Annotated in this window: 23 protein-coding genes; 13 read left to right on the top strand and 10 right to left on the bottom strand. The window is 39.7% G+C overall.

Annotation, left to right across the window (positions count from 1 at the left end):
- Positions 1-420: 420 nt before the first annotated feature.
- A complete protein-coding gene (locus C427_RS18905; RefSeq protein WP_007637096.1) occupies positions 421-2,010 on the bottom strand; it encodes a tetratricopeptide repeat-containing sulfotransferase family protein in 1,590 nt (529 codons plus the stop codon).
- A 250-nt stretch (positions 2,011-2,260) separates the two neighbouring features.
- Between C427_RS18905 and C427_RS18900 the strand changes: the two genes are divergently transcribed.
- Positions 2,261-4,711: a TonB-dependent receptor gene (locus C427_RS18900; RefSeq protein WP_007637116.1), complete on the top strand. Its 2,451-nt coding sequence runs from the start codon at positions 2,261-2,263 to the stop codon at positions 4,709-4,711.
- A 308-nt stretch (positions 4,712-5,019) separates the two neighbouring features.
- Here the strand turns inward: C427_RS18900 and C427_RS27815 are convergent, their stop codons facing one another.
- Entirely contained in the window at positions 5,020-5,172 is a 153-nt protein-coding gene (locus C427_RS27815; protein ID WP_236613713.1) for a hypothetical protein, read from the bottom strand.
- 117 nt (positions 5,173-5,289) lie between these two features.
- Positions 5,290-5,526, bottom strand: a complete 237-nt coding sequence (locus tag C427_RS26545) for a hypothetical protein (RefSeq protein ID WP_162471185.1) — start codon at positions 5,524-5,526, stop codon at positions 5,290-5,292.
- Between the two features lie 442 nt (positions 5,527-5,968).
- On the opposite strand from C427_RS26545, the gene C427_RS28885 reads away from it, so the two are divergent.
- The 5 genes from C427_RS28885 to C427_RS18870 all read left to right on the top strand — a co-directional run bounded on the left by C427_RS28885 (position 5,969) and on the right by C427_RS18870 (position 10,245).
- Entirely contained in the window at positions 5,969-6,046 is a 78-nt protein-coding gene (locus C427_RS28885; RefSeq protein WP_264369961.1) for a hypothetical protein, read from the top strand.
- A 433-nt stretch (positions 6,047-6,479) separates the two neighbouring features.
- Positions 6,480-6,869, top strand: a complete 390-nt coding sequence (gene maoP, locus C427_RS18885) for a MaoP family protein (RefSeq protein WP_007640864.1) — start codon at positions 6,480-6,482, stop codon at positions 6,867-6,869.
- Positions 6,870-7,060: 191 nt separating this feature from the next.
- On the top strand, positions 7,061-8,779 hold the full coding sequence (locus tag C427_RS18880) for an acetolactate synthase 3 large subunit (protein ID WP_007640866.1): 1,719 nt from the start codon (positions 7,061-7,063) through the stop codon (positions 8,777-8,779).
- Positions 8,779-9,276: an acetolactate synthase small subunit gene (ilvN, locus tag C427_RS18875; RefSeq protein ID WP_007640868.1), complete on the top strand. Its 498-nt coding sequence runs from the start codon at positions 8,779-8,781 to the stop codon at positions 9,274-9,276. Before C427_RS18880 ends, ilvN begins: the two co-directional genes overlap by 1 nt.
- Positions 9,277-9,645: 369 nt before the next feature.
- Complete coding sequence (locus C427_RS18870) at positions 9,646-10,245, top strand: hypothetical protein (RefSeq protein WP_007640871.1); 600 nt, start codon at positions 9,646-9,648, stop codon at positions 10,243-10,245.
- Positions 10,246-10,365: 120 nt separating this feature from the next.
- On the opposite strand, the gene C427_RS18865 is transcribed toward C427_RS18870, so the two are convergent.
- The gene (locus tag C427_RS18865; RefSeq protein WP_007640873.1) at positions 10,366-10,941 is read right to left on the bottom strand and encodes a thymidine kinase; all 576 of its coding nucleotides are present in this window, start codon (positions 10,939-10,941) and stop codon (positions 10,366-10,368) included.
- Positions 10,942-11,025: 84 nt separating this feature from the next.
- Positions 11,026-12,936, bottom strand: coding sequence for a putative bifunctional diguanylate cyclase/phosphodiesterase (locus C427_RS18860; RefSeq protein WP_007640875.1), 1,911 nt, complete (start codon positions 12,934-12,936; stop codon positions 11,026-11,028).
- A gap of 283 nt (positions 12,937-13,219) precedes the next feature.
- Between C427_RS18860 and C427_RS18855 the strand changes: the two genes are divergently transcribed.
- Positions 13,220-13,477, top strand: coding sequence for a DUF3081 domain-containing protein (locus C427_RS18855; RefSeq protein ID WP_007640877.1), 258 nt, complete (start codon positions 13,220-13,222; stop codon positions 13,475-13,477).
- 81 nt (positions 13,478-13,558) lie between these two features.
- On the opposite strand, the gene C427_RS18850 is transcribed toward C427_RS18855, so the two are convergent.
- The 3 genes from C427_RS18850 to C427_RS27800 form a co-directional block, all read right to left on the bottom strand.
- Entirely contained in the window at positions 13,559-14,065 is a 507-nt protein-coding gene (locus C427_RS18850; protein WP_007640879.1) for a DUF3087 domain-containing protein, read from the bottom strand.
- Positions 14,066-14,240: 175 nt separating this feature from the next.
- Positions 14,241-15,773 (bottom strand): response regulator, encoded by a 1,533-nt coding sequence (locus tag C427_RS27805; RefSeq protein ID WP_015431197.1) that lies wholly within the window; start codon positions 15,771-15,773, stop codon positions 14,241-14,243.
- A gap of 13 nt (positions 15,774-15,786) precedes the next feature.
- Positions 15,787-17,391, bottom strand: coding sequence for a PAS domain S-box protein (locus C427_RS27800; RefSeq protein WP_236613712.1), 1,605 nt, complete (start codon positions 17,389-17,391; stop codon positions 15,787-15,789).
- A 126-nt stretch (positions 17,392-17,517) separates the two neighbouring features.
- On the opposite strand from C427_RS27800, the gene lpxL reads away from it, so the two are divergent.
- Together lpxL and C427_RS18835 are read left to right on the top strand one after the other, a co-directional pair.
- Positions 17,518-18,450, top strand: coding sequence for an LpxL/LpxP family Kdo(2)-lipid IV(A) lauroyl/palmitoleoyl acyltransferase (lpxL, locus tag C427_RS18840; protein WP_007640881.1), 933 nt, complete (start codon positions 17,518-17,520; stop codon positions 18,448-18,450).
- A gap of 36 nt (positions 18,451-18,486) precedes the next feature.
- Positions 18,487-19,107, top strand: coding sequence for a toxin co-regulated pilus biosynthesis Q family protein (locus tag C427_RS18835; protein ID WP_226991225.1), 621 nt, complete (start codon positions 18,487-18,489; stop codon positions 19,105-19,107).
- A gap of 19 nt (positions 19,108-19,126) precedes the next feature.
- Here the strand turns inward: C427_RS18835 and glnE are convergent, their stop codons facing one another.
- Positions 19,127-22,045, bottom strand: coding sequence for a bifunctional [glutamate--ammonia ligase]-adenylyl-L-tyrosine phosphorylase/[glutamate--ammonia-ligase] adenylyltransferase (gene glnE / locus C427_RS18830; protein WP_007640883.1), 2,919 nt, complete (start codon positions 22,043-22,045; stop codon positions 19,127-19,129).
- Positions 22,035-22,424 (bottom strand): GIY-YIG nuclease family protein, encoded by a 390-nt coding sequence (locus C427_RS18825; protein ID WP_226991226.1) that lies wholly within the window; start codon positions 22,422-22,424, stop codon positions 22,035-22,037. Before C427_RS18825 ends, glnE begins: the two co-directional genes overlap by 11 nt.
- Before the next feature lie 468 nt (positions 22,425-22,892).
- Between C427_RS18825 and C427_RS18820 the strand changes: the two genes are divergently transcribed.
- The 4 genes from C427_RS18820 to C427_RS26540 all read left to right on the top strand — a co-directional run bounded on the left by C427_RS18820 (position 22,893) and on the right by C427_RS26540 (position 25,794).
- Positions 22,893-23,369, top strand: a complete 477-nt coding sequence (locus tag C427_RS18820; protein ID WP_007640885.1) for a DUF6491 family protein — start codon at positions 22,893-22,895, stop codon at positions 23,367-23,369.
- A 258-nt stretch (positions 23,370-23,627) separates the two neighbouring features.
- Positions 23,628-24,269, top strand: coding sequence for a PAQR family membrane homeostasis protein TrhA (trhA, locus tag C427_RS18815; protein ID WP_007640886.1), 642 nt, complete (start codon positions 23,628-23,630; stop codon positions 24,267-24,269).
- Between the two features lie 149 nt (positions 24,270-24,418).
- Positions 24,419-25,453, top strand: a complete 1,035-nt coding sequence (locus C427_RS18810; protein ID WP_007640888.1) for an XrtA/PEP-CTERM system-associated ATPase — start codon at positions 24,419-24,421, stop codon at positions 25,451-25,453.
- Between the two features lie 170 nt (positions 25,454-25,623).
- The gene (locus C427_RS26540) at positions 25,624-25,794 is read left to right on the top strand and encodes a hypothetical protein (RefSeq protein WP_007640889.1); all 171 of its coding nucleotides are present in this window, start codon (positions 25,624-25,626) and stop codon (positions 25,792-25,794) included.
- The last annotated feature ends 44 nt before the right edge of the window (positions 25,795-25,838 follow it).

The following is a 25,838-nucleotide window of genomic DNA, read 5'->3' as shown; positions in this document are numbered from 1 at the left end:
GGTTACAAATCTCGTTTACCGCTCCAATGATAAGCCACAGTAAAAGCTTGATTCAATGTATATCGTTTAAGCGACCCCAAGGGGTACACGACAACGCGGTTGGCGGTTACAAATCTCGTTTCCCGCTCCAATGATAAGCCACAGTAAAAGCTTGATTCAATGTATATCGTTTAAGCGACCCCAAGGGGCACGCGACAACTCGGTTGGCGGTTACAAATCTCGTTTCCCGCTCCAATGTTAAAAGTCAGTGTTTCAGACTAGTCAATACCCGTTAGGCGACCCCAAGGGGTACACGACAACGCGGTTGGCGGTTACAAATCTCGTTTCCCGCTCCAATGTTAAAGTATCAATATTCCCAAGTAGTCAATATTTGTGAGGCGCCCCCACAACGGGAACACGACAACGAAGTTGCCGTTATCGTTATACATCCTCAGCTAGATCACCCAAATCATCTTTAAGTTCATGTAACAAATCACCATAGCGTTTCCAGCGGCCAATAGAGCCTGAGTAAAGAGGTTGCCTAACCTGCACTGAACTAGCAGTGGATACTGGCGCTTTGTTTTCATGGAAACGTAAACATGCATCGTCCCATTCAAGGTCACAAAATTTAAGCAGTTTTTCAGTGGTGGCTTGTTGTTTAAATACAATATCTTCGTACTGCACTTCCATAAAACGATTACTGGGTAAGTTTGCACGCCAATGGCCCATGAGTTGGTCGAATTGGCGATAAAATTGTGCGGTAGCTTTTAAGCTGTAGGTGTAATCGTAATAGGAATGTTGTGTAGTGAGTAATTGTCTATAGTTGCTTAAACAACTATCCATAGCACCTCTCCTCAACACAATGATCCTAGCGTTTGGTAAGGCTTTTAAAATTATTTTGGCATAAAAAAAATTAAGTGGCATTTTGTCTGTGAAGCGGATTGCGTTTCTGCGTAAAGCGCTAGTTGCCTCTATGTACTGTTCGCCAACATTATGTAGCTCGAGCGTATTTGCTTGGTAAAGTGTTTCTGCATCAAGCACCAAATTGGACTCGGTACTAGTTGCTCGTTTAACCAGCTCTGCAAATGTGTTTAGTTCCCCTCCAGACACCACATCTCGATGACTAGATAGAATCCTATCGACCAATGTAGTGCCGGTTCTAGGTAAACCTACTATAAAGATTGGGCATGATGCCAGCTTATCTGATGGTGTCTCTAATGCCTTATCTGTTTTGCTATTTGATATTGCTGGTTCCTGAGCGGCTGAAAATACCCCTTCATAATTAAAAGCATTGGCTGTTACGCTTTTGCCCAATTTTGCTTTTTTAAGCCATTCAAAACTGGTGGTGTAATCACCTAAATCTTCATAGGTCTTAGCCAAAGCATGACCAATGTATAAAACGGCGTCACTGTCTTTTTTCCAGCGTTGGTAGCTTGCCAATAAAGCGTCAATCTTATTTTTTTCAACACTTTGTTTTTCAAGGCTGACTAGTGAAGCTAAAGGCCTATACAATTCAGGGGCTCGTCTTAAGCTTTCTTCATAAGCAATTTTGGCAGCTTCAAAATTACCTAAAAACTGCAAAGAAGCGGCTAAATTATAATGATAATTTGCAGGTTTAACATCTAAAGATACTGCTTGTTGAAAACAAAGAACGGCCTTTTCATGAAAGCCTAAGCGACTATAAACAACGCCTAATGTGTCGGCAATGTGGGCATTACTAGGAGCTAAACTAGCGGCCCTATCTGCAAATAGTCCAGCTTCACCATGCTCACCCAATTGAGTAAGCGCCTGACTGAAGTAGGTAAGCACACGAATATTATCAGGGGCTAAACTTACGCTTTTTTCGAACAATTCCCTTGCTTTGACATAATTTTCGTGATCGAAGCATAGTTTAGCAAGCAGTAAATAGGGCGCAGGATCGCCCACGTTAGTGCGAATAAGCGACATAGCATTAGCGTGAACTATTTTGTATTCACCTTTCGCCATTAACAACAGATTATCGTCAATTACATGGGGGATAATTTTGGACATGGTTTTGGACGTTGTTCTTATTAATAATTGAAATAAGCTGTAGGGTACCAAACCGCTATTGTATTACAACACCAAGGCAGCCTTGCCAGCCATCGAGTTGACAAATACTGGGACAATCGAGATACTAAAATTGGTGTTATCTGGCACTATCACAAAAAGTAATATAAGCACTGTTAAAACAGTCATTTTAAAAACAACTCTTTTTGACACACCGTCCTTTGACAAAAAACACACTGTACAGGTATTTAATATGAAAAAAAATAATTTTAAGCCCAATTTAATTGCCCAAGCCCTGACGCTTACACTATTAAGTACTGCCATAGCCGTGCCAACTTTCGCGCAAGAAAGCAGCGAAAAAAGCACGAAAGATATAGAGCTAATTACCGTTACAGCCACGCGCCGAGAGGGCTCTATTCAAGATGTGCCGATTAATATAGCGGCATTAGATGGTAGTCAACTCGAAAGACAAGGTGTGGGTGATATATCGGAAGCCCTAAGATTCATACCAGGTATTGTTGCTTTAGACCAAGGTGGACGAAACGGTAACCCCTTAATAGTGCGTGGTATCAATGCTGATCCACTGGGTCAAGGTGATGGTAATGATCAAGGTGGCACCGTTGCTACATACCTAGGCGAAATACCGCTTGCTGTTGATATGAGAATAACTGACGTAGAGCGTATTGAAGTGTTATTGGGTCCACAAGGCACACTTTATGGCGCAGGCACGTTAAGCGGTGCAATACGTTACATTCCTAACAAGCCAGAATTTGATGCAGGTTCATTTGATATTAGAGGCGACTTATTTAGCACTAATGAGAGTGACGATTTTGGCAATGACCTTGGTTTTACGGTAAACGTACCTTTAAGTGACACCTTTGCGTTTCGTGCTTCACTTGATAGTTATGATGATCCTGGTTTTATTGACCAACCCTTCGTGGTTCGTCAAATTGGTGTTTCTGAACCTGATGCTACTCGCGGTAGTGATCAGTTTGACCCGGCTGAAGATGTTAACGGGCAAGAATCACTTACTGGCAAACTTGCATTGCGTTGGCAACCAATGGAAGAACTAGATGCAACCCTTACCTATTATTGGCAAGAAGAAGAAAATGAAGGCCGAACTATCTCTAGCCACAGAGGCGAATTGGCAACTGGTAAATATGAAAATGCGCAACGCCTACGCGAGCCGAATGACGAAAGCACTAGCTTATTAGCTTTAGAAATTACAGTTGATTTAGGTTTTGCAGAACTCACTTCTGCAACGGGTATTACCAGTTATGAAGAACGCGGGCAACGTGATCAAACAGACTTACTTATCAGTCTTGAATACTCTTACGAAACCTTTCCAACCTTCACGGCCTTTACTGATGAAAATGAAAGAGAAGAAACCTTCAACCAAGAAGTGCGTTTAGTCTCTACTTCAGATTCAAATTTAAACTGGATTGTAGGTGGCTTTTACAACAAGCTTGAAAACGTGAGTTACTCAGCAGAATTTACGCCAGGTTATGCAGCTTTTGCCGGATTTGATCGTCCTGACGATCTGGAATATTTCTCTGCTGGCTCAACCAAAATTGTAGAACAAGCGATTTTTGGTGAAGTAGGTTACGAAATTACCGATAAATGGCAAGTGACTATCGGCGGTAGGTTCTACAAATACGATATTAAAGACCAATCTACAGTTGATTTCCCGCTCTTTGATTCTGGCTTTGTAGCAGCAAGCCTAGATGAAATTGAGTCAAGAGACTTTGACCCTGATTTAGAGCAAAAAGATGATGGTAGTTTATTTAAATTTAACACCTCTTATGTGTTCAATGAAGACCTCAATGCCTACTTTACTATCAGTGAGGGCTTCCGTATCGGTGGCGGCAACGGCGGCGGAGAATGCGACGAGTATGATCCTAACGCGGCGCAGGGGAACTGTAACCTTGCACCAGGGCAGCAATTTGGCCCGGGTCCTGACGATTTTGCAGAGTTTGATGAACGTTCATATGGGCCAGATACCACACGAAACCATGAACTTGGTGTAAAGAGTCGTTGGTTAGACGGAAGCCTTACCCTAAATGGCGCTATTTACTACATTAAGTGGGAAGACAACCAGCTATCATCAGCAACGGTAAATGCTTCTATACCTATTACGATTAATGCTAATGGTGCAGAATCAAAGGGCTTAGAGGCCACTTTCAATTGGAATGCCACCGATAATCTAAACCTAAGGGGGTCATTCAGTCAAACTACCAGTGAACTATCTAAAGATGTGCCTTCTTTAATACGTACAATTGCTCCTCCAGGCTTTGGTGCAGACTTCATAGATGGCTCTGCAGGTGATAGATTACCTGGTTCACCGGAAAATCAGGTCTCGTTGTCTGCTACATATTACCAGAGCTTGTCTAACGACGCAGAGTTGACCTATAGTGGCGATTTTGCTTGGCAAAGCGACATTCTTTCGCGTACTGGTGGCCTTGGCGGAAGTTATACACTTCCTAGTTTTGGTGTAGCAAACGCTCGTATTACTTATCTAACAGATGATTGGACCGTTACTGCTTATGTGAATAACGTGTTTGATAAGTTTGCTGAAACAGGCGTGCAATCAACACCATTGATTAATCAAACCGTTGATGGCGCGACTGTTAGAAGCTTCGTAACTAACGTGCTACGGCCAAGAACTATTGGTCTTCGTTTCACTTATTCTTTTGAAGAATGGTAAAACCGAAAATAACCTAGGTTAATATCGAAAAGCGCTAGCATCCACTAGACTTAGTAAAACCAAACCTCACTTTTTCTGTATCGGGAGTGAGGTTTTTTTAGGTCTTGCGGAGAGGTGCCCACTTTCGCAGGAATGACCGATTTTTTTTATTTAAGCACAAAAAAACAGCGCAAGGCTTAATACACAGGAATTCTCTGCGAAAGCAGTCAATGGTCTACTTTCGGCCTGTTTTCCTTCCTTCTCAAGGCAGACTCCTGCTAACCACAATGATTGCTCTCGCTGTGTTTACACCACAGGCACGCGTAAGTTTATACTGCTAAGCGCATTAGTTCTACATTGTCCCTCTTAGGATTATTTTGACCGCTGTCACCTCGTAGTTGTCTTCGTTTAACCGTAAGTCCATCAAATGCTCCCATGTGTCCACTATCAGGATACAAATGGTGCCCCGAAATTTCTCCCACAAATGAGCCTTGGAGCCGTTTCTATCATCGGCTGGCGGGAGAATAACCCTTAGCCACAGTAAAGACCAGGCCGGGTATGGGTCTGTTTGTGTCACTCGATAAAACGCTTCGGTGCGTTTACTCACAATCCTGCCTTCGGCTACTATCGATGTTATGCACCGCTTTAGGCATCACCGGAATAACCTGTTTTTTGTCCGGATGTCTGGGGCCCTTACAGGACACTATGGCATTAGCTGCAGTGAGTATTGCTGGAACTGAGGTGTTGTGTGACATTGATAGAGCATAGATACATCCCAGACAGCTTTGCGCAGCTTGCACGTAACGCAAATAAGGCTTAGTAGGCAGGATATCCAAAGGCCCGCATGGTATACATGATGGAGTTGAGTTGTCATTTATTACTCGATAGCGCCTTTGATCATGTTGCGGAAAAATGAAATGAATCTGGCAGCTAAACTAGTCGATAAGGTGCCAGATTAGAAGAGGTTCAAGTATTTAGATGTAAGTTCAGTGAACCTAGATCTCAGGAGTACAATAGATTTTTGTAAATAAAACATATTGATTTTCAATTTGCGATTGTTTGCTCAAATGCTTGTCATGCCTACAATTAATCCATTAAGAACGTTTGTTGATAAAGTAAACCAATACCCTAGCTGGCCAATTTCAAAGCTCATGATGTGTGTGTTTAGATACAAAGTTAAACTTGCCGGTACCACAAGTTTAGAAGTGCTATTTACAGACCGAAAAACAGCTTCTTATCGTCTAAAAAAAGTCTCTAAGCAAAAATCATTTAGGTAGCTTGCATGCAACTGCAATAGTCTTGTTGGCTGAATTATGCACTGGGTTAATTGTCTTAAGACAAATTACCTTTGATTAAACATATGGGCTTACACTAATTAAAACGTGCAACCAGCGACATGAAGGCTATAGCGAGTTTAACAAACGAACTAATGTCACTGATGCAAATCACTGATAAAGGTGAAGTGAATATCAAAATATTGGTCAGTGAAGTCACAGGGATCGAGCTGGTAAAATATGAAATGATGTCGGCTAGGGAGTCAAAAAGGTAACGTTAGTTTAATGTTACAATTTTATGTGATTTATAAAGGTTTGGATCAACTTTCATACTAAACAGTGTTGTCCAGCGTGTGAATTAAAAAATTTATACAAAAACAGTTGACAGATTCTTGTTTTAAATTATAAAGCAGTTTACAAAAGGCGATAGTACTAGCTTATTTATCTTTTCAGATAACGTCTTTATTAAATCAATGATTTTTAATCTTGTTAACTTCTTTTTTATGGGTGTTGTGATGGCAAAACTTAGCAGAGATACCTTGGTCAACCGTATGTTTAGCGATGCGAAAAATTATCCTTATGGTTTTTCCCGTTCTGGAGATTTTTCCATCAACGAAAGTAAAGCACTAGCTCAATATGGTTGTTTAATTGCAGCTTTGGTCGATGGTCAAATTGAATCTCAGAACATTGAGGATGATGGCTTGTTGGCTGCCGCTTTTGGCAAAAAAGAGCCTGAAGGATTGGCAGAGAAAGCTTGGGTTAAATATCAAAAACAAATAAACCGATACAGACCGGGAAGTGTCCATGGTAATCATCGCCCAACAATTGTAGAGGCTGAAGATGATGACGACGATAAAGATACAATTGAGCAAGGTGATATTGAAGTTAAAATCGAAGATGAATAGATAACTTGTTAGTAAAATGTAATTTCATCCTAATAATCCGTATGTAAACATGGATAATTAGTAGTTTCATCCTAATATATGCCTATATTGGGATGAATGTCTCACTTTTGTCTGTTTTCATGTTTAAATTTTCTAATCGCTCACGTATAGTGCTATTTCATTTAACATTATATATTTCTGGAGTGATTCTGATGGAGATGATGTCAGGCGCCGCGATGGTTGTGCGAACGCTAAAAGATATAGGGGTAAAACATGTGTTCGGTTATCCAGGTGGTGCCGTACTTGATATTTATGATGCGTTATATGCGCAAGAAGATGTCGAACATATCCTCGTCCGTCATGAACAAGCTGCAGCTCATATGGCCGACGGTTACGCCAGAGCAACAGGCAAAACAGGCACTGTTTTAGTGACTTCAGGCCCGGGTGCTACTAATACCATCACAGGTATTGCTACCGCGTTTATGGACTCTATTCCAATGGTAGTGTTATCGGGACAAGTGCCGACTAAACACATAGGTGAAGACGCATTCCAAGAGACAGATATGGTGGGCTGTTCTAGACCTATCGTTAAACATAGCTTTCTGGTTAAACGCGCAGTCGATATTCCTATGGCTATCGCAAAAGCTTACTATATTGCTAATACGGGGCGTCCAGGTCCAGTAGTAGTCGATTTACCTAAAGATATAGTGAATGTTCAAGAGGAGTATCCTTATGAGTTTCCTGATGACGTCACTATGCGCTCCTATAATCCGACCCTTAAAGGGAATAGTAAACAGATCAAGAAAGCAGTTAAAAGTTTACTTGCAGCGAAACGTCCCATTGTGTATGTAGGTGGTGGAGCAATAATCGCTGAAGCCAGCGAACTAGTCACTGAAATTGCTGAAAAACTACAAGCACCTGTGACATCGACCTTAATGGGTCTAGGCGCCTTTTCATCTGTACATGAGCAGTTCGTAGGTATGTTGGGTATGCACGGTAGGCTTGAAGCGAATAAGGCTATGCATAACTCTGATTGTATTTTGGCTCTGGGCGCACGCTTTGATGACCGTGTAACTAACAATGTGGATAAATTTTGTCCTCATGCGGATATTATTCATGTTGATATCGACCCTGCCTCTATTTCTAAAATAATTGGTGCTCACATACCAGTAGTGGGAAGCGTTGACGAGGTGACTAAACAGCTACTTAAAGAAATGGGGGAAATTGATGCTGAGGCACAAAAAACGAAGCTTGCCGACTGGTGGGAGCAGATCAATCAGTGGCGTTCTCGAAAATGTCTAGATTATAAAAAAGACAAAGATGTAATTAAGCCACAAGAAGTCATCGAATCTTTATATAAACATACACACGGTGATGCTTACATTAGCTCTGACGTAGGGCAGCATCAAATGTTTGCCGCACTTTATTATCCTTTTGATAAACCTAGGCGCTGGATCAACTCAGGTGGATTAGGCACCATGGGCTTTGGTTTACCGGCAGCGATGGGCGTGCAAATGGCGCATCCTGAAGCAGTCTCTGCTGTGGTAACAGGTGACGGTAGTATTCAAATGAATATCCAAGAGCTGGCCACGTGTATGCAATACAATTTACCTATCAAGATTATATCTTTAAACAACCGAGCTTTAGGCATGGTGCGTCAATGGCAAGATATGAACTACAAAGGTCGCCACTCTAGTTCTTATATGGACGCAATGCCTGATTTTGTTAAATTAGCAGAAGCCTATGGTCATATTGGTATTAAGGTGACTAAGCCTGAAGAGTTAGATGCAGCAATGGCTAAATGTTTTGCTGCAAAAGACAGATTAGTATTTATGGATATTGAAATAGACCAAAACGAGCACGTTTATCCCATGCAAATAAAGTTTGGTGCAATGGATGATATGCGATTAAGTAAGACGGAGCGCACATAATGAGAAGAATTATTTCTGTATTAATGGAAAATGCTCCGGGTTCTTTGTCTCGTATAGTGGGTGTGTTTTCACAACGTGGATACAATGTCGACTCTTTATGTGTGGCGCCAACAGATGACAAAAGTTTGTCACGTTTGACTATAGTCACAGAAGCTGATGACAAGGTTATTGAGCAGATCACCAAACAAGTTAATAAGCTAATTGACGTGTTGAAAGTGACTGATTTATCTGACGGCTATCACGTTGAACGAGAGTTAATGCTGGTGAAAGTAGCCACACGCAGTGAGTTGGTTCGTGCAGAGGTTAAACGTAATGTGGATATATTTAGGGCTCAAATTGTCGACGTAGATGCGAATAACTATACGATCCAAGTGACAGGTACCAGCGACAAGTTAGATGCTTTTGCACATACATTGAGTCAATGCACCGAGATTATCGAAGCTTCAAGAACGGGTGTATGTGGATTATCCAGAGGTGAAAAAGCGTTACGTCCTTAAAATTAGTGATTTTATTAAAATAAAAAAAGCCCGTAAGGGCTTTTTTTTATTAAAAAACGACTCAAAACCACAAAATATATCGACGGATAGTTCTCCAAAAAAACCATATTGTAATTAAATTACAGCTTTATCTATATCTATTTAATATATATATCACTATATTATGAATATAAAGTGACCAGTAAATCCAATTAAAACAATGCTTTAAATTATTTTTAGCCGCGTTTTAATATTCTTTACAATTCATTAATCAAATGATCTCAGAAAAAAAACAATGTTTTTTTGTAATTTAATTACAATTCATTTCGCAAGGTTGAGAAAGCAAACTCGCCGAATGTTTTAAATAATTTAAATTACTGAGGTGTTATCATGAAAAAGTCACTATTAACAACAACTGCAATATTTGCCGCAACATTATCATTAAACGCAAGCGCATCACTGAAGAGTGCGAACAACTTTAAATTTGTGGGTGACACGCAATATGCCGAACTTTGCCAAGCCGCTGCTACCAACGATTTAGATTTACTTAAAAAGAACGTTAAGCAACACGGTTTTCGTTTAAGTGCTAGTAAAGATAAAATGATATCCCTTTTAGCGAATGGCGAGCATTTCCAATGTGCAGGTCAAAACTTAGTTGCGTTCTCTACGTCACGTGGCTCTCATGATGTTGCTGATTATTTAACTGGCACTGAAGCCACTGTTGAAACAGCATCAACCAGCAAATATAAATTTGTAGGTGACAGAAGCTTTAAAAACTTCTGCAAATCTGCAGTAACAAATAACGTTGGTTTGTTTAAACGCGCAGTTAGTAGTCAAATTGGTCGCTTAGGCTTTTCTAAGCAAGAAGTGATAAACAAGGTCCTTGATGCTGACAATGTGACATGTGCCGGAGAAAGCTTAAGTGAATTCTTCCAGTCGCGAGAAGCAACTAACGTGATGAGCTACATCACAGAAAAATCTGCAAAATAAACAATATTGATAAAAATTTAAGTGTTATAAAAAAAGCAAACAGTGAATTCCTATTAGGCTCAAGGCTGTTAATGGCTCAAGGCTGTTTGCTTTTTTTTCATGTGAATTGGTGAGATAGATTTACCATACAAGCTTTGCGAAGTGTTGTCTGCACATCGACTCGTATTTATCATTTCCACCCACCTCTACCTGTTCGCCTTCTTTTACTACTTGTCCATTTTCATCGATTCTGACTACAAATGCTGCTTTTCGACCACAATGGCAGATAGTTTTCAACTCTATCAGTTTGTCAGCCCATGCCAAAAGGTAGCGGCTACCTTCAAAGGTTTCTGCTAAAAAGTCTGTCCGAAGGCCATATGCCAATACGGGTATGTTGAGGTTGTCGACCACATAAATTAATTGCTTTACTTGTTGCTTCGTTAAAAATTGCGCTTCATCGATAAACAGACAGTTTACCTTTTTTTTGGCCACTAGCGCTTCAACTGCAGATTGCATATCGGTTTGAGGGGTGAAAAGGTGAGCTGCCGATTCAAGACCTATTCTGGACGCTACTTTGCCTTCACCGTACCTATTGTCTAATGCAGCAGTAAAAATTTCAGCATTCATGCCTCTTTCGGCATAATTGTAAGCTGACTGCAGCAAAGAAGTAGATTTGCCTGCGTTCATTGCCGAGTAATAGAAGTAAAGTTGCGCCATGGATAAGTTATCTCATTACAAAAAGGACTATTTTGCCCTGATTAGTGACAAATTAAAATCACCAATAGAAAGTTACATACAGGTTTAAGAAAAAATACTAGTGATGGGGTTTTGCCAAACGATTAAGTCTTCGTTTTTCATGGGTTTGGCAAAATAATAACCTTGAAGATAATCAACTCCCATAGCCGATAGAGCAATGGCTTGTTCTTTTGTTTCGACCCCTTCTGCAATCGTCTTACAATTTAGTTCGCGGGCTATAAATAGGGTGGCTCGAATAATCGCTTCTCCTTTTCCTTCGATGTTATCCACAAAAGACTTATCTATTTTTACGTAGTTAACCGGTAAAGATTGAAGCTGCGACAAGGAAGAATAGCCCGTGCCAAAGTCGTCTATTGATACGCCAATGTTGCGCGCTTGAATCTGCTCCAATTGCTGGCGGATTTTGGCTTTGTTTTCAATAAAAGTCGACTCTGTTACTTCTAAATGTAATCTTTCAGGTGCCAGACCGCTACTACGAAGGCAGTTATCTAACAATCTAATAAATCCGTCATCCATCAGTTGAATAACAGAAACGTTAACTGACACAGACGCTTGTTGGTTGAATTGCCAATAGCTTGCATCCATACACGCTCGATTTAATACCCATGCACCTATTTCTTTAATAAGCCCAGATTTTTCGGCTAAAGGAATGAATACATCAGGTCCAATAAATTTCTCGTAAAAGTTCCATCTCAATAATGCTTCAAATGCAAAAGACACATTATCTTTAGCTGATTGGATTGGCTGATAACATAAAAAGAATTGCTTCCTTTCTATGGCATGTTGCAGGCCTTCTAAAATAATTTGTGACGCGATTATCTTTTCTTTCAAGTCATTAGAAAATAAACGAGGTTGTTTATTATCAGATTTCTTTTGCTCACACATAGTTAAGTCAGCAAGTTGAATCAGCTCAGTAGCTGATAAGCTATGCGCGGGTGCCATGGCGATACCGATAGAAGCTGATAGGTATAATTCGTTACCATGCACGTACATGGGCTGGGTAATGCTGGTTGCGATAGCTTTGGCAATAGACATCGCAGTATCCTGATCGCTATAGGGTAAAGCGACTAAAAATTCATCTCCATTCCAGCGACCGGCTCTGTTATTTTCAGAAAAAGCGGAGATCCTCTTCGTAACTTGAACCAGTACACTGTCACCGACCTTATGCCCCATAGTATCGTTGATTTTCTTGAAGCCGTTCAGATCAATAAACAGTAATGCCAATGGATTATCTTTAACAATTGACTGTTCTATTAATGACTCAAGGCTGGAAGTGAACGCTTTACGATTAACCAATTGGGTCAAAGAATCAATATTACTTAGTTGGTATATTTCATCGGTGCGTCGTTTGACTTTGTCCTCAAGGTTGATATTGACCTGATTCAGTTCTTTCGATTTGAGTTCTAGTTCTTGATTGGCTTGTGCAACCAAGTTTTTCTCATTCTCCATCTCTTTAATAAGTAACGCATTCAGGTTTTTTTGATAGATAGCACCTAAAGTAAAGCGAGACGATTTGATACAAGAGAACACCATGGTCAAGGCAAAAGCCACACCTAGGATGCCTAAAATTTGGCGATTTTCATGTTCTGAAAGTAATCCAAACAAAGAGATAGGAACCAACAAAATTAAAGGATAGCTTATGGCAGTAAAGCGGCTAGATGATAAAAGAAATGCAGAGCCACCTGCGAACGAGGATATGATGATAATCGCGAAAAATAGTTCAGAATCAGTAAATAGGTTGAAAAAAATGACCAGATATAACGACCAAGCAATCGCGGTTACTATACAGCCTGCTGCAAAGCGGCGTATCCCTAATAGACCTGCGGATGCTAATTTACTGCTGCTTAGTTTCCATACAGCATAATCAAGTAGGCGTAGTAGTAATATTGAGCTGATGGAAAGCCACCAGATTAATTGATGTGTATTGGTGTCTAGCCCGTTAGTCCAAAAGACCATTAGGGTGCTTGCTAGAGCGCTTACAAGGATCCCTAATAAGCCATTATCGTACAGTAACTTAGCCGCGTCTAAGTTAGAGGCCTTTTGGGTAGCTGTGTTGGTTTTAATATAAAAACACCTTAAGAAATTCAACACGAATATGATAACACTTAAGCTACAAAACTTTATACGTCATTGGTATCATTAACACCAGTTTAATGTTAATCCTAAGTTAGTTTTTATATTGGGCTTAGCCACACAATTCTACGTAGGGTTATGTAAGAATATAATTTGGAGCAGAACCATGAAAAATGACATCGACAGCAAGTTTATATTAAGTGTGTTTGATAAAATCATTCAGCATGGTGAAAAGAAAGGCGAAGAGCACTTCCTAATGGGTATTAAAGTGTACACCGATTTTGATGGTTACACATTGTTCGTTGAAGATGCGCAAGTACAATTAAATTTCGGTTTTCACAATAAGTACCATTTCAACTATGAAAAAGAAGAACATTGTGAAAAATTTATTAAAAAACTTAAAGCCATTGACGATGAATACTAAGCTGCAGACTAACTGATATTTTGATACTCATATTTTAATTGGGTTTGACTATATCAAAATAGTAATCTAATTTTTATTAGGTTAAAACTGCTTCAAAATAGAGGCGTCATAATCATCTGCATTGAGGGTTAAATGATACTTTTCGGCTGCACTATCAAGCTCTGCTTGTTGAGTCATCAACTCATCCATAACGATGGTGTTATCGTCGAGTTTCCATAATAAGCGTGATCCGGCGTAACTATAATGGATGGCCAATAAAGCATCTGCATTGCCTTTGAGACTAGCGGCTTTAAGCCTAGGCATTTTGCGATTTATTTTGTTAAGCGTCTGTTTTAACTCCCATACGTACACTACTTCGGTCATAAAGTCATGACTACGGTATTTATTGAGTAACAAAGCAATTGTCACACTGGCAGTTACAACGCCTAATAAGTTCCAGTTAAAGTGACTTCCGCTTGCATCGGGAAATAAACCGATAAGCGTCTGTGAAATGGCTAAACTACCGATTATCAAGCCGCAGATACAGCCGGCTATGACAAGGTTCAAATGCCGTCGATAACGGGCTTTATTAATTTCGATAAGTTGCATAGAGGCCTAAGTTAAAAATATATGAGAGTCATTGGAAAGCATATTGTCTCTGAATTATACACCAGCTCATAATGTCTTTGTAACAAAGTCACTTGAGAAAGTCACTTGATAAAAACAAAAGTGAATGTGATTATCGATTTGCCATTTATAATGGGACTTATCCAATTAAGTTGCCCTATCGTCGCCTTTCAATAAACACCCACTTGTATAACATTTTAGCTAATTGTTCCGATAAAATGGGCTTGGTTAAATAGTCGTTCATGCCCGCTTCAAAGCATTTATCATCATCACGTTTCATTGCATTCGCTGTTAAGGCAACGATAAAAATGTTCTCATCAAAATGACCATCTTTGTTTGCGCGAATGTGCTTAGTTGCATCGTAACCATTCATTAACGGCATTTGGCAATCCATTAAAATTAAATCAAATGATTCGGTATGGCTCCTCAGCATATTTAAGGCTTCTTGACCATTTTCGGCAAGGTGGCAATGACAATTCAAATTTCTCAGCATTTCCATGACGACTTGCTGATTGATGTAGTTATCCTCAACCACCAATATGTTGGGTTTTTTCTGAACATCGGTTTCGGATGGATTAATTCGACTGAATTGACCTTTATCAATTCCAGACTCTGAATACTGAGGTGAAAGGAGTACATCAATAAGCGCATCGGGTTTAAGGGGTTTTGAAAGGTAACCAGATATTTTGGTAGGTATACTTTGAACCGTATTCGTCCCTCCTACTTGTGCTGTCATTAAAATGATAAATACATCAGAAAAGCGTGAGTCCGAGCGGATCGCTTTGCTGAGTTCTAGGCCATTCATCCCCGTTAGATCTAGGTCAATGAGCACATAATCGACAGGTTGATTCGTGTCATGGGCATGCCTTAAAGCCTTGATAGTCTCTGGTGCATCACTAACAGATTGCACTTTGATACCACTTTGTATTAGAAAATTTTCCACCGACTGGCGCACACTTTTTTTGGAGTCTGCAACAAGTAAACTTTTTCCGTGAAGTGAGGCAAGCATGCTTTTAGTTGTTGCGGAAGATGTTTGCTTAGAAGGTTTAAATTTAACAGTGCAGCAAAATGTAGAACCTTTCTGCCAAACACTTTGCAGTGTAATTCCCCCCCCCATCATCTCGCTTAATTGCTTACTGATCGCCAAGCCTAACCCTGTGCCACCATGTTGGCGAGTGCTGGAACTATCAACTTGCATAAATTGAGAGAAAAGTTGTGCTTGTTTGTCCTTTGGAATGCCGCAGCCGGTATCAATAACCGAAAATATTAAGCATTCGTCGCTGCTCTCAACTCTTAATATAATCTCGCCTTGTTCTGTAAACTTAATCGCGTTACCTAGTAAGTTAATCAACACTTGTTTCACTCTGTCTTGATCAATTTTTACCCATCGAGGCAGTGTGGGTGCAATATCCAATACCAGGTCAAGATTTTTGTCTTGAGCACGTGCAGCCATTGAGTCAATTATATCGCCGAGTAAGGTGTACAAGTTGATATCTTGCAATTCAATATTGAGTTTGCCCGCCTCAATTTTTGAAAAGTCTAAAATATCATTAATTAAGTGCAACAATGAATGGCTACTCACTTTGATTAGCTGCGCAAAGTGACGCTGACTTTCGTCGAGGTTTGAATTCATCAGTAAATCGTTCATACCCAAAATACCATTTAAAGGTGTTCGGATTTCATGACTCATATTGGCTAAAAATTCACTTTTTGTCGCGACTGGCCTCTTTGGCCTGTTCTTCGGCACGCTTTAGTTCGGTGATATCTTGAAACGCCCCTCTTAAAGAAGTAACAATACCGTCTGAAAACACTGCAGTGCCGACAGCACGCACCCAAATTTTATTATTTTTAGCAGTGATGAATGGCGTTTGGATATCCCATGGTGTGCCGTCTTCTATGGCTAAAGTAATTGCCTGTTGAATAATTGGTCTTGCTTCAGGTACATAAAAGTTAATCGCGTTCTCTAGATCAATCTCAGAGCCAATAGGTATTTCATGGATCTTATATACGGCGTCAGACCAAATTACCTGATTAGTCTGTAAATTAAGTTGCCAACCCCCGAGTTTTGCCATGTCGCCAGTCCACTTTAATAGCTCTCGTTCTGATTGGCGATCTTGTTCAAGACGCTTTATATCGGTTATGTCGGTTTGAATTGACATAAACCCAACGAGCTGACCTTGTTCGTGTAATGGCTGACAATTAATTCGCAACCAGTAAGGCTGACCATTTTTATGATAATTTATTATATCTACATTAAATTCTTGTTCATTTTTAAGCGCCGTACTCATCTCTTTAATTGTAAGAGCGTCTGTATTTTTGCCTTGTAGCATAGACCCTGGAGTAAAACCTTTCACTTCATTCAATTGGTAACCACTGATACGAGTAAACATCTTATTTACCCAGGTGATGTTGCCTAGTACATCCGTTAATACCACAGCATTAATTGTTTCTTCAGCAACTTTGGCTAATACCCGATTTTCTTTTAGGCTTTGTTTGAGGTTTTCTTGGACAGAAAAGTGTTCAGTCAAATCGTAATTTACGCCGATGACCTTGCAGACTTGTGTTTTGCTATCCACCACGGGGTGTCCGTAAATTTTCATATAACGTATTTGGTTGGTTGGTGTCACTATTCTGAAAGTGGTATCAAATGTTACCTTTTTTTCTATTGCCGTCCCAATCATCTCTAACCCTTTAGCTCTATCTTCTGGGTGTATCGAGTCTTTCCATTCCGAAGGGGTGCCGCTAAATGTGCTAGGGTCAAGGCCATAAAGAAGAAACATCTGATTGTCCCAAATTAATTGGCGTGTAGTTACGTTGAATTCCCATACACCTATTTGTGCGGCTTCCTTTGCCACTCGAAGTCGCTCGTTACTATTATCTAATCGGTCTTGCGCATTTTTTAACTTTGATGACTCATAGAGGGTAGCGATAACTGAATTTTGTAGGCTAATAACGGATGGTTTTAAATCTATAGTGACGAGTAATTCTTGGCCACTTTTATGTAATACAGGCAGAACTTCACCTTCAATTGCAACTTTAGATTGTTCAATGTTCACTTTAAAAAAAGGATTAAGGTATTTTTGATGACCTTGATTATATCTTTCGGGAACCAAATCAGCGACGCTCTTTTGCTTGAATTCCGCCTGTGAATAACCAAACATTTTTACCGCGGCCTGATTGGCATACAGAATGTCGCCCTTTGCAGATATCTCAAGTATTACACTTGAGACTGAATCTAAAATAGCCTGTAATCGCTCAATCTTTTTGTCTACGATGTCATTTGAAATTGCCGTCTTATTAGATTTCATTACATCTCCAATCTGCTGCGAAAAAGCTTTTTTTGTGGTGACAACAATCGAGCTTAACACTTTTTTTCATGTTGCCAATTGGCTTTCCGTATTAGACTAAGACTAATGAATGAGTAGGAGATAAGTTTGTCAGTAAAAAAAATAGTCGCACCAGATTTTGAAATAGAGTTTTTCTTACCTAAATATTGGTTAACTTGGATCAGTGTCCTGATTCTTTACAGCGTGTCTTGGTTACCTTATCGGGTGCAAAAAAACATCGGGAAGTTATTAGGCAAGTTACTCAAAGTTATTGCTAAAAAACGTTATAACGTAGCCAAGCGTAATTTAGAATTGTCTTTTCCGGAGCTAAGTCCAGAAAAGCGTCAAACTATATTAGACGCTAACTTAGATAATGCCGGTATGGCGATCCTTGAGACAGGCATGGGATGGTGGTGGCCAACATGGCGTGTTGCCCAGAAAGCTGAGTTTGAAGGTTTTGAACATATTGAGGCCATTTTAGCCAAAGGCAAAGGTGTACTTGCATATGCAATACATAATATGAATCTTGAATTTGCTTGCCGAATAGCCGGTCTTAAGTATCCATCAGTGGTGTTTTACCGTAAACACAACAATAGATTAATGGAATACATTCAATACCATGGTCGCCAACGTAGTAATAAATATATGGTACACAAGCGAAATGTTAGAGGTTTAATCAGCGCTTTAAGTGACGGCGAATTGTGTTTGTATTTGCCAGATCAAGATTACGGACGCTCAAAATGTGAGTTTACACCACTTTTTGCTGTACCCGAAGTCGCAACCACAACAGGCTCTTTGTTATTTGCAAAACAAGCAGATTGTGAGACCGTTTTTCTGGTTTCAATTAAAACCGCTAAAGGCTACAAAATAATTGTACTACCCGGACTAGAGAATTTTCCTTCAGGTGACGATAAAGACGATGTAACACGTATGAATCAAATGATTGAAAAGATGATTATGATTGCACCAGAACAATATCTTTGGATGCATAAACGGTTTAAAACCAGACCTAATGCTGATGATCCCTCGCTGTACGATTGAAATTAATAATAAGGTTAACAATAGTTACAATGCGTAATGAAAAATAATAAACAGCTATCTAATTCTTTATTTTGGCTAAAGCATGTAATGCTAGGGCTGATGATCATTGCGATTGCAGTTGTAGTGTTGCTTATGCAACAAAGTAATGAGTCGGCTGTGCGCCCAGAAGGAGACTCGGGTAAAAAAACTATCGCAAGTAATATGAGCGACTTTTATGCGGATTATCGTTTGTCATCTCGGTATCCTCGTGAGGAAGAGTTAGGCGACTTTGTGATGGGGGTGAAAATCTCCGATAAACCCCTTGGCGAACGATTGCAAAAGATGGAAAGCTTACAAAATCCAGTATTAGGAAGATGGGTAGGGGAGCACAAACATCGCATCTTTAAAGCGGGAAGTACACTTCGAAGTGCCATTACCGAATATGCTCAATCAGAGGGTATGCAAGTAATTTGGGAGCTTGATCAAGACTTTATTGTCAAACACCCTTTTCAACTTGATGATTCGCTGTTGGCTAGCTTAAAAATAATTGGTAATGCCATCGATGCCAACTTTGATGGTGAGGTCAAAGCATACATGTGTCCCCTCCAACGTTCTTTAGTCATTACGTCTAAATCATCTGAGTATTTAGAAAAGCAATGTGCTGAAGCTCGAAAATAAGGTCCCATTTTTAGTCAGGCTATTGCTGCATATCGATTAAATACTTATTCCAAATAGCCTTTACTTTGGTTTGAAGTTCTACAAGGGATGCATTAACGGTAGCTAATGCGCCATTTTGCAAGGCTAGTCGATGCGCATAGTTGCGATATTCCAAATATGCTTGATTAAGAGTATCTGCTTCAGATTTAGTAATCAGGGATAACGTTGCTAAGTCGGCTAATATTCTCACATTATCAGGCCATTTGGCTAAGCTTGGAAAAGAACTGGTGTGAGCAAGCAACATAAATTGTACGATAAATTCTATATCTGCTATTCCTCCGGCGTCTTGTTTTAAATCAATATTTTCAGCGTTCCCCTTCGCTAAATGGGCTCGCATCTTTTCTCGCATAGTCACCACTTCATCAGCAAGCTCCAATAACACTCTTGGTTTTGAAAGCACCGCTATTCGCACTGCACTAAAACGTTTATGCAATTCATTACAGCCTGTTATAAATCGTGCTCTACCTAATGCCTGATGCTCCCAAGTCCACGCGTTTTCAGTTTCATAGGTAGCAAAACCATTCACATGACACACCAGTAAACCGGCATTGCCAGAGGGGCGTAATCGCATATCTACATCATAGAGAAGCCCTAAGCCTGTTTTGATGGTGAATATATGCAAAATCCGCTGCGCAAGTTTGATGTAGAAGCCACTCGTTCCAATTGGTTTTTTTCCATTGGTGAGCTGTTGACCGTCACAATTATGCAAAAAGACTAAATCTAAGTCTGAGCCGTAACCCAACTCCCATCCTCCCAGTTTGCCAAATCCCAAGACCGCAAAACCTTTGTCTTGAATATTTTTAGGGCCATGGGTTTCACATACGGGCACACCATTTTTAGCCACTATTTGTTGCCATGCGATATCCACCACTTGAACAATAATGGCTTCGGCTAAATAGGTTAAATGATCACTGACTTGCATCACTGGCAAGGCATTAGATATGTCAGAAGCCGCGATTTTTAATTGTTGGCTGAGTTTAAATTGACGCAATGTTTCTATTTGCAACTCTAAATCTTCTGGCTCTACCCGCAGTAATGCTTGGCGCAGCTCATCCGAATATTGATTTAAGGCCACGGGTTGATAAAGTGATACGGGATTAAGTAGTTCATCTAACAACAGCGGAAAACGTGCTATTTGTTGTGTCACCCAAGGACTAGCAGCGCATAACTTCACTAAGTGGAATAATGCTGCTTGGTTTTCAAATAATAACTGCAGGTAAGCGGTACGTCCTAATACGGCATGTAAAACACTTAATACACGCCTGAACAACTCTGCATGATCGTTAGCTGAGGAGCTAAGGACATTGTGAATAATCACGGGCATTAGATTATTCAGCGTTGTAAGGCCTCGCTGGCCAATTCGCTGAGTGGTTAAATCTTGTTTAAATGTGTTGATTTGTTGATATACATCTTCGGCAATAGAAAGGGGGGTATTGTTGACTTCGTCTGCTAAATGCCAATATTTTAATATGCTTTGTATTTCTGCCGCGTCTAGTTGTAACTGCCAAAGATCTTTTGCCCCCTGTTGCTGTTCATCTGCAATATCATCTTGCAGTGCGGGATCTTCTTTCACCAGTAATGAAAATTGCTGGTGGATTAACGTGCAGTGCTTATCTAACAGTTCCATAAAGTCGGTATAGTCGAGTAAGCCTAAGACAGTTAACAAACGTTTTTGGTCAATGTCATTGTTGGGTAATACTTGTGTTTGTTTGTCGGCAAATTGCTGCAGGCAATGTTCTACTTTACGCAGCCATAAATAACTATTCTGCAAATCTTGGGCACTTTGATTGGGTAATATCTGTAAATTGACTAGCTCACCGAGCGCTAATTGTAAGCTCTGAACTTTCAGACTCGATTCTCGTCCACCGTTGATGAGTTGCAAACTTTGCACCACAAATTCTGCTTCTCTTATCCCACCTTCACCTAACTTAATATTGTTGGTTAGGCCACGTCTGCGGACTTCTTGTTCAATCATCGATTTCATACTACGTAGCGACTCAATAGCACTAAAATCTAAATATCGCCGATAAATAAAAGGTTGCAGAATATCGGATAACTGATTTGTGTAGTCGCAAGGTCGATTCAAGATAGATGCTTTGAGCATCGCATAACGTTCCCAGTCTCGGCCTTGTTCTTGGTAATAATCTTCCATGGCATCAAAATGCATCACGATGGGGCCACTGTCACCAAATGGTCTTAAGCGCATATCAACCCTGTACACCTGGCCATCAGCGGTTATTTGGTCCAGTGCAGTAATTAGTTTCTGAGCTAGTTTAGTAAAAAATTGTTGGTTTTCGAGTGACTTCTTGCCACCCGTGGTAACTCCCACTGCAGGGTAGGTAAAAATCAAATCGATATCAGAAGAAAAGTTAAGTTCGCCACCTCCTAATTTACCCATACCCAAAATCAACATAGGTTGCGGTCCAAACTCTCCTTCAGGCAGGCCAAACTGCGGCTGTAAAGATTGATATAACCAGTTGTTAGTTTGGTTAATCAATTGACGTGCTAGTTCAGATACTTGTGCTAATGAGTCCTCAATCGATTGTATATTAAGCAAATCGCGCCACGCAATTCTCAACATATGAAAGTTTCTAAACTGCCTAAGTTGTTGTTGTAAAACAGCTTCATTCTCAACTTCAGTCAATACCATGGCAAGTTTGTCTTGGTAATCTATATGTTCAGCAAAAAGCAGTTTTTTCACCAGTAGTTCAGTTAACCAAGAGGGATACTTCAGACATTGCACAGAAATAAAATCGCTGAGTGAAAAGGCCGTTTTTATCTGTTCTTCAAACATTTCAAATTGACTGGAAAACTCTTGATGAGATTGCAGCTCCTGCCAACGTAAGTTACCTAGTTCGATTAACTCATTGAAAAGTGCAATGGGTGGGCTATTTGTCATGATTTTTATCCTCTCCTAGCGTATTTCGTAGTGGGGCATTACATAAACAGTTATTTACCAATTTAATTTTGTTAGGCTTATTTAGCTTTTTGATCCAAATTTCCAATTTTAATGCCTCTGAATGGCTATCAACCTTACAACTAAACTTCAGAGTGAGTGGGCCTTTACCCTTCAGAGCTCTGGCACATTTAGGCCCGCTGGACTGATGCTCTTCAAATCGTCGTTCAATGTTGGTACAAATGCCTGTGTAGTAATGGCTTAATTTGTTTTCGACTATGTATATGTACCATGGAGCCACTGTTTTACCGTTGGAGTTTTTTGGATTTATGGAAGGTATTGTACATGATAGGAGAGTCTTATGCCTAAAGGGCACCCGCATTTAAGAGGGGGGGCGATTGGCATTTATGCCAAACGACATACTACTTTTTTCAACAGCCAAAACAAGTAAGCAAGAAAGGCCGCTCGTCAGTTATCTTCTTAATCCCATTATTTGGCGAACATTAATACGAGGGTAAATCAAAAGCATCGACTTGGTCGACAACCGCTCTGGTGACGTCGGCACTTTTCTTTCGGCTTAAATTTTCAGCTTAAATAATTATGAATCTTAAGTGCATAGGTAAATTTAATGAATCTCAAACAGTAATGTTTTAGTCGCCGTATTTCTCAATAGCAATTAGCTAAAATGTCATGCAACTAAACTTGCTGGTGGGCTTATAATGTTGGCTACTACCTATCTTTATCAAAGATAACATTACATCGGTGTTGCGAATAAATTTGTTCAAGCAAGGGTTGTCAGTTATAGTTTTTTGGTTACTTATTATACATAGACAAGCGTCAAGGAAAGCAAATGAAAATTTATATAAGAAGTATATTAACTATTGCTACTGTTTTGTTGGTTGGTTGCAGTAATAGTAAAATAAATAATTATGAAAATTATGTTACTACCTTCATCGCGGATGAAGGGTTAACTCCCTTAGAAAGTATTGATTCATTGTATGCTGTAGATCTTTTTGTATTAAATAACCAACATATTGCGCTTGTTGCACAAAACCAAAAATCTTATTTGCTGACCACGCCAGATAATTGCGAAAACATGTATTTTGCTGGGAAGCTCATCCTTTTAAATGCAAATGATGGTGTTGTTAAAGTCAACAGTGGAAAAGTTGCTAGAGTGGGTGATAAATATACTGAGTGTACTTTCACCGGAATTTATAAGTTGCACTCTGTACAATTAGATCGACTCTCCAGAGCTAAGATGTCTAATCACAACAATCCACAGTCGTCTGCTCTCAACTCTTCTTCCAGTTACCCTAGGGGAGAGTAAGTACATTCAACTAAGATATTGAACAATGTGAGGCTGGCCACCATTTTTAAAATGATGGCTAGCCTTTTTTTACTTGCTTAAAAGTTTCAGCATAACGTGGTTTATTTTTGGGAAAATGACGAGTTAGTTATGCTGGTGTTATATCTCAATACTTAGCAGTGTGTGATTTATAAACTAAGCATGTTTAAAGATTATTTCAGTGTACAACTGTACGCTCAAAATATATGATGAAATCCTGTTTTTATCACGACCTAATTAATGAATCAGTCCAGCGTTATATCAAACCATTATTCCCCACTTGAAGAGCGACTAAATACAATAAGCCATGGTGTGGGCGTGATTGCTGCCATTGTGGGGCTGATATTTTTGTTACTGAAAGTCGATGGCATATATGGGCAATTTGCTTGTTTAGTCTATGGCTTGTCGATGATTTTAATGTTTCTATCGTCAACACTTTATCATTCTGCTACAAGTCCTAATGTAAAAGCTTTTCTTAAGATTATAGACCACAGTGCAATTTACTTGTTGATAGCGGGTACTTACACACCATTCATGGTTTTGGCCATTGGCGGTTGGGTAGGACTGACCGGGATGATCATCGTTTGGTCGATTGCGTTGGTAGGTATAACTTGCAAAATTTTCGCAAACCAACGGTTTCCGAAATTATCGGTTATTACGTATTTGTTAATGGGCTGGATAGCTATCTTCTTTATTTATCCGTTGTATAACGCCTTATCAACCCAGGGATTATGGTTATTATTTGCAGGCGGATTTTGTTATACGGTCGGTGTGCTGTTTTACGTCGCTAAAAAAATTCAGTTTACCCATGCAATTTGGCATATGTTTGTGGTTGCTGGCTGTATGTGTCATTTCTTTTCTATTTATTATTATGTCATCTGACTGGCTCTTGTAACCACGCTAGCAACCTTTAAAAGGCATAGCCTATTCGAAGGTAATTATGGTATTTGATTGCTAAGCCTTAGGTAGATGACTTAAGCTAGACTCAAGACTTTTCCTTTTCTTTTTTGCGGAACAAGTGGTTTTTAATTATGTATGAAAATTATTACGGCCTGACCTCTAAGCCCTTTCAACTGACCCCCGATCCTAGCTTCTTTTTTGGCAGTAAATGGCATAAACGTGCCATGTCTTATTTGCAATACGGGTTATCTCAAGCTGAAGGTTTTATTGTCATCACTGGCGGAATTGGTACCGGTAAAACGACCATCGCGAACAGTTTATTAGACAACATGCAGCAAGATATCGTGGCTGCACAAATAGTCACGCCAAAATTGTCACCCGATGAATTGGTGAAAATGGTGGCCAGCAAATTTAATGTGCCAGTTAAAGGCAGTACAAAATCTGACATTTTGAATGATCTTGAAGCATTTTTAATGAATTTGCACAAACAGGGCAAACGAGCATTGTTATTGGTTGATGAGGCACAAAACTTGCCTTTAGAAACGATCGAAGAATTGCGGATGTTGTCTAATTTTCAAGCTGCGGGTAAACCCTTGTTACAGAGCTTCTTGCTTGGACAAGAAGAATTACAACCTATTTTACGTGCGCCTAACATGGAGCAGTTTAGACAACGTATTGTAGCGTCATGCCATTTAGCGCCATTAACCGATATAGAGTGCCAAGCGTATATTGAATACCGGATGCAACATGCAGGTTGGGACGGTAGAGCTTTGTTTTCAGCTGGTGCATATGATCGAATATTCCAGTTTACTTATGGTATTCCAAGAAAAATCAATACGTTGATGGACCGGATTTTACTTTTTGGTTTCCTAGAAGAGCTAGAAACCTTAGACGAAGAAGCGGTTGAAAACGTCATCAAAGAAGTGTCAGAAGAGATGTTTCTGCCTGAACAAGAAACACAAGCTCAATCCAAGCTCAAAGGTATTTTAGATGCGCCTACCGAAGACGGGCAAATAAAAGATGTAGAGTATTATAAAACCATGCTCACTGAATTAGTTGACGCTTTGGATAACGCTATCAGTCAAAAAATTAAGCTCACACGCTATATCGATCGTCTATTACAAAAAAAGTATAAAACGTATGTGCGTTTAAAGTCCGAGGATTAGATACAGACTTTTAAACATAAACCATTGCAAATAAAATTAAGTTAAGTTTTTGTTACAAAAGCCGATAAATTAATTGAACTAAAAGGTTAAGATCTTATCCGAAGCTTCGAACGTACAATAATTGTACAAAAACATTAACCTATCTGTTTATATTCTATTTGGGGTGTTTAATGAAACGTCTAATTGGTGAAAGAAGGCAAACATCGGAACTGTTTGCTGATGGACCAGTTTTCAAGGAACGACGTAAAGCTTATTATCACGGAAAGTACAGCAAAAGAATGTTATCTCTGTTGTTACTGGTTATTGGTGTGGTCTTCATTGTAGTAAGGCAAAGCATTTAACCAGTAAGCATAATAAAAAACCGTAGGTATTGTTTGACATAAAC

It is taken from the genome of Paraglaciecola psychrophila 170 (assembly GCF_000347635.1).
Taxonomy (GTDB): Bacteria; Pseudomonadota; Gammaproteobacteria; order Enterobacterales; family Alteromonadaceae; genus Paraglaciecola; species Paraglaciecola psychrophila.
This window is presented reverse-complemented; position numbering and strand designations above follow the sequence as displayed.

What these genes read in the sequence shown, in the direction of transcription:
- C427_RS18905 (WP_007637096.1), bottom strand. Translation starts at nt 2,010, where the DNA reads ATGTCCAAAATTATCCCCCATGTAATTGACGATAATCTGTTGTTAATG.
- C427_RS18900 (WP_007637116.1), top strand. Translation starts at nt 2,261, where the DNA reads ATGAAAAAAAATAATTTTAAGCCCAATTTAATTGCCCAAGCCCTGACG.
- maoP (WP_007640864.1), top strand. Translation starts at nt 6,480, where the DNA reads ATGGCAAAACTTAGCAGAGATACCTTGGTCAACCGTATGTTTAGCGAT.
- C427_RS18880 (WP_007640866.1), top strand. Translation starts at nt 7,061, where the DNA reads ATGGAGATGATGTCAGGCGCCGCGATGGTTGTGCGAACGCTAAAAGAT.
- ilvN (WP_007640868.1), top strand. Translation starts at nt 8,779, where the DNA reads ATGAGAAGAATTATTTCTGTATTAATGGAAAATGCTCCGGGTTCTTTG.
- C427_RS18870 (WP_007640871.1), top strand. Translation starts at nt 9,646, where the DNA reads ATGAAAAAGTCACTATTAACAACAACTGCAATATTTGCCGCAACATTA.
- C427_RS18865 (WP_007640873.1), bottom strand. Translation starts at nt 10,941, where the DNA reads ATGGCGCAACTTTACTTCTATTACTCGGCAATGAACGCAGGCAAATCT.
- C427_RS18860 (WP_007640875.1), bottom strand. Translation starts at nt 12,936, where the DNA reads ATGGTCTTTTGGACTAACGGGCTAGACACCAATACACATCAATTAATC.
- C427_RS18855 (WP_007640877.1), top strand. Translation starts at nt 13,220, where the DNA reads ATGAAAAATGACATCGACAGCAAGTTTATATTAAGTGTGTTTGATAAA.
- C427_RS18850 (WP_007640879.1), bottom strand. Translation starts at nt 14,065, where the DNA reads ATGCAACTTATCGAAATTAATAAAGCCCGTTATCGACGGCATTTGAAC.
- C427_RS27805 (WP_015431197.1), bottom strand. Translation starts at nt 15,773, where the DNA reads ATGAGTCATGAAATCCGAACACCTTTAAATGGTATTTTGGGTATGAAC.
- C427_RS27800 (WP_236613712.1), bottom strand. Translation starts at nt 17,391, where the DNA reads ATGAAATCTAATAAGACGGCAATTTCAAATGACATCGTAGACAAAAAG.
- C427_RS18835 (WP_226991225.1), top strand. Translation starts at nt 18,487, where the DNA reads ATGAAAAATAATAAACAGCTATCTAATTCTTTATTTTGGCTAAAGCAT.
- glnE (WP_007640883.1), bottom strand. Translation starts at nt 22,045, where the DNA reads ATGACAAATAGCCCACCCATTGCACTTTTCAATGAGTTAATCGAACTA.
- C427_RS18825 (WP_226991226.1), bottom strand. Translation starts at nt 22,424, where the DNA reads ATGCGGGTGCCCTTTAGGCATAAGACTCTCCTATCATGTACAATACCT.
- C427_RS18820 (WP_007640885.1), top strand. Translation starts at nt 22,893, where the DNA reads ATGAAAATTTATATAAGAAGTATATTAACTATTGCTACTGTTTTGTTG.
- trhA (WP_007640886.1), top strand. Translation starts at nt 23,628, where the DNA reads ATGAATCAGTCCAGCGTTATATCAAACCATTATTCCCCACTTGAAGAG.
- C427_RS18810 (WP_007640888.1), top strand. Translation starts at nt 24,419, where the DNA reads ATGTATGAAAATTATTACGGCCTGACCTCTAAGCCCTTTCAACTGACC.
- C427_RS26540 (WP_007640889.1), top strand. Translation starts at nt 25,624, where the DNA reads ATGAAACGTCTAATTGGTGAAAGAAGGCAAACATCGGAACTGTTTGCT.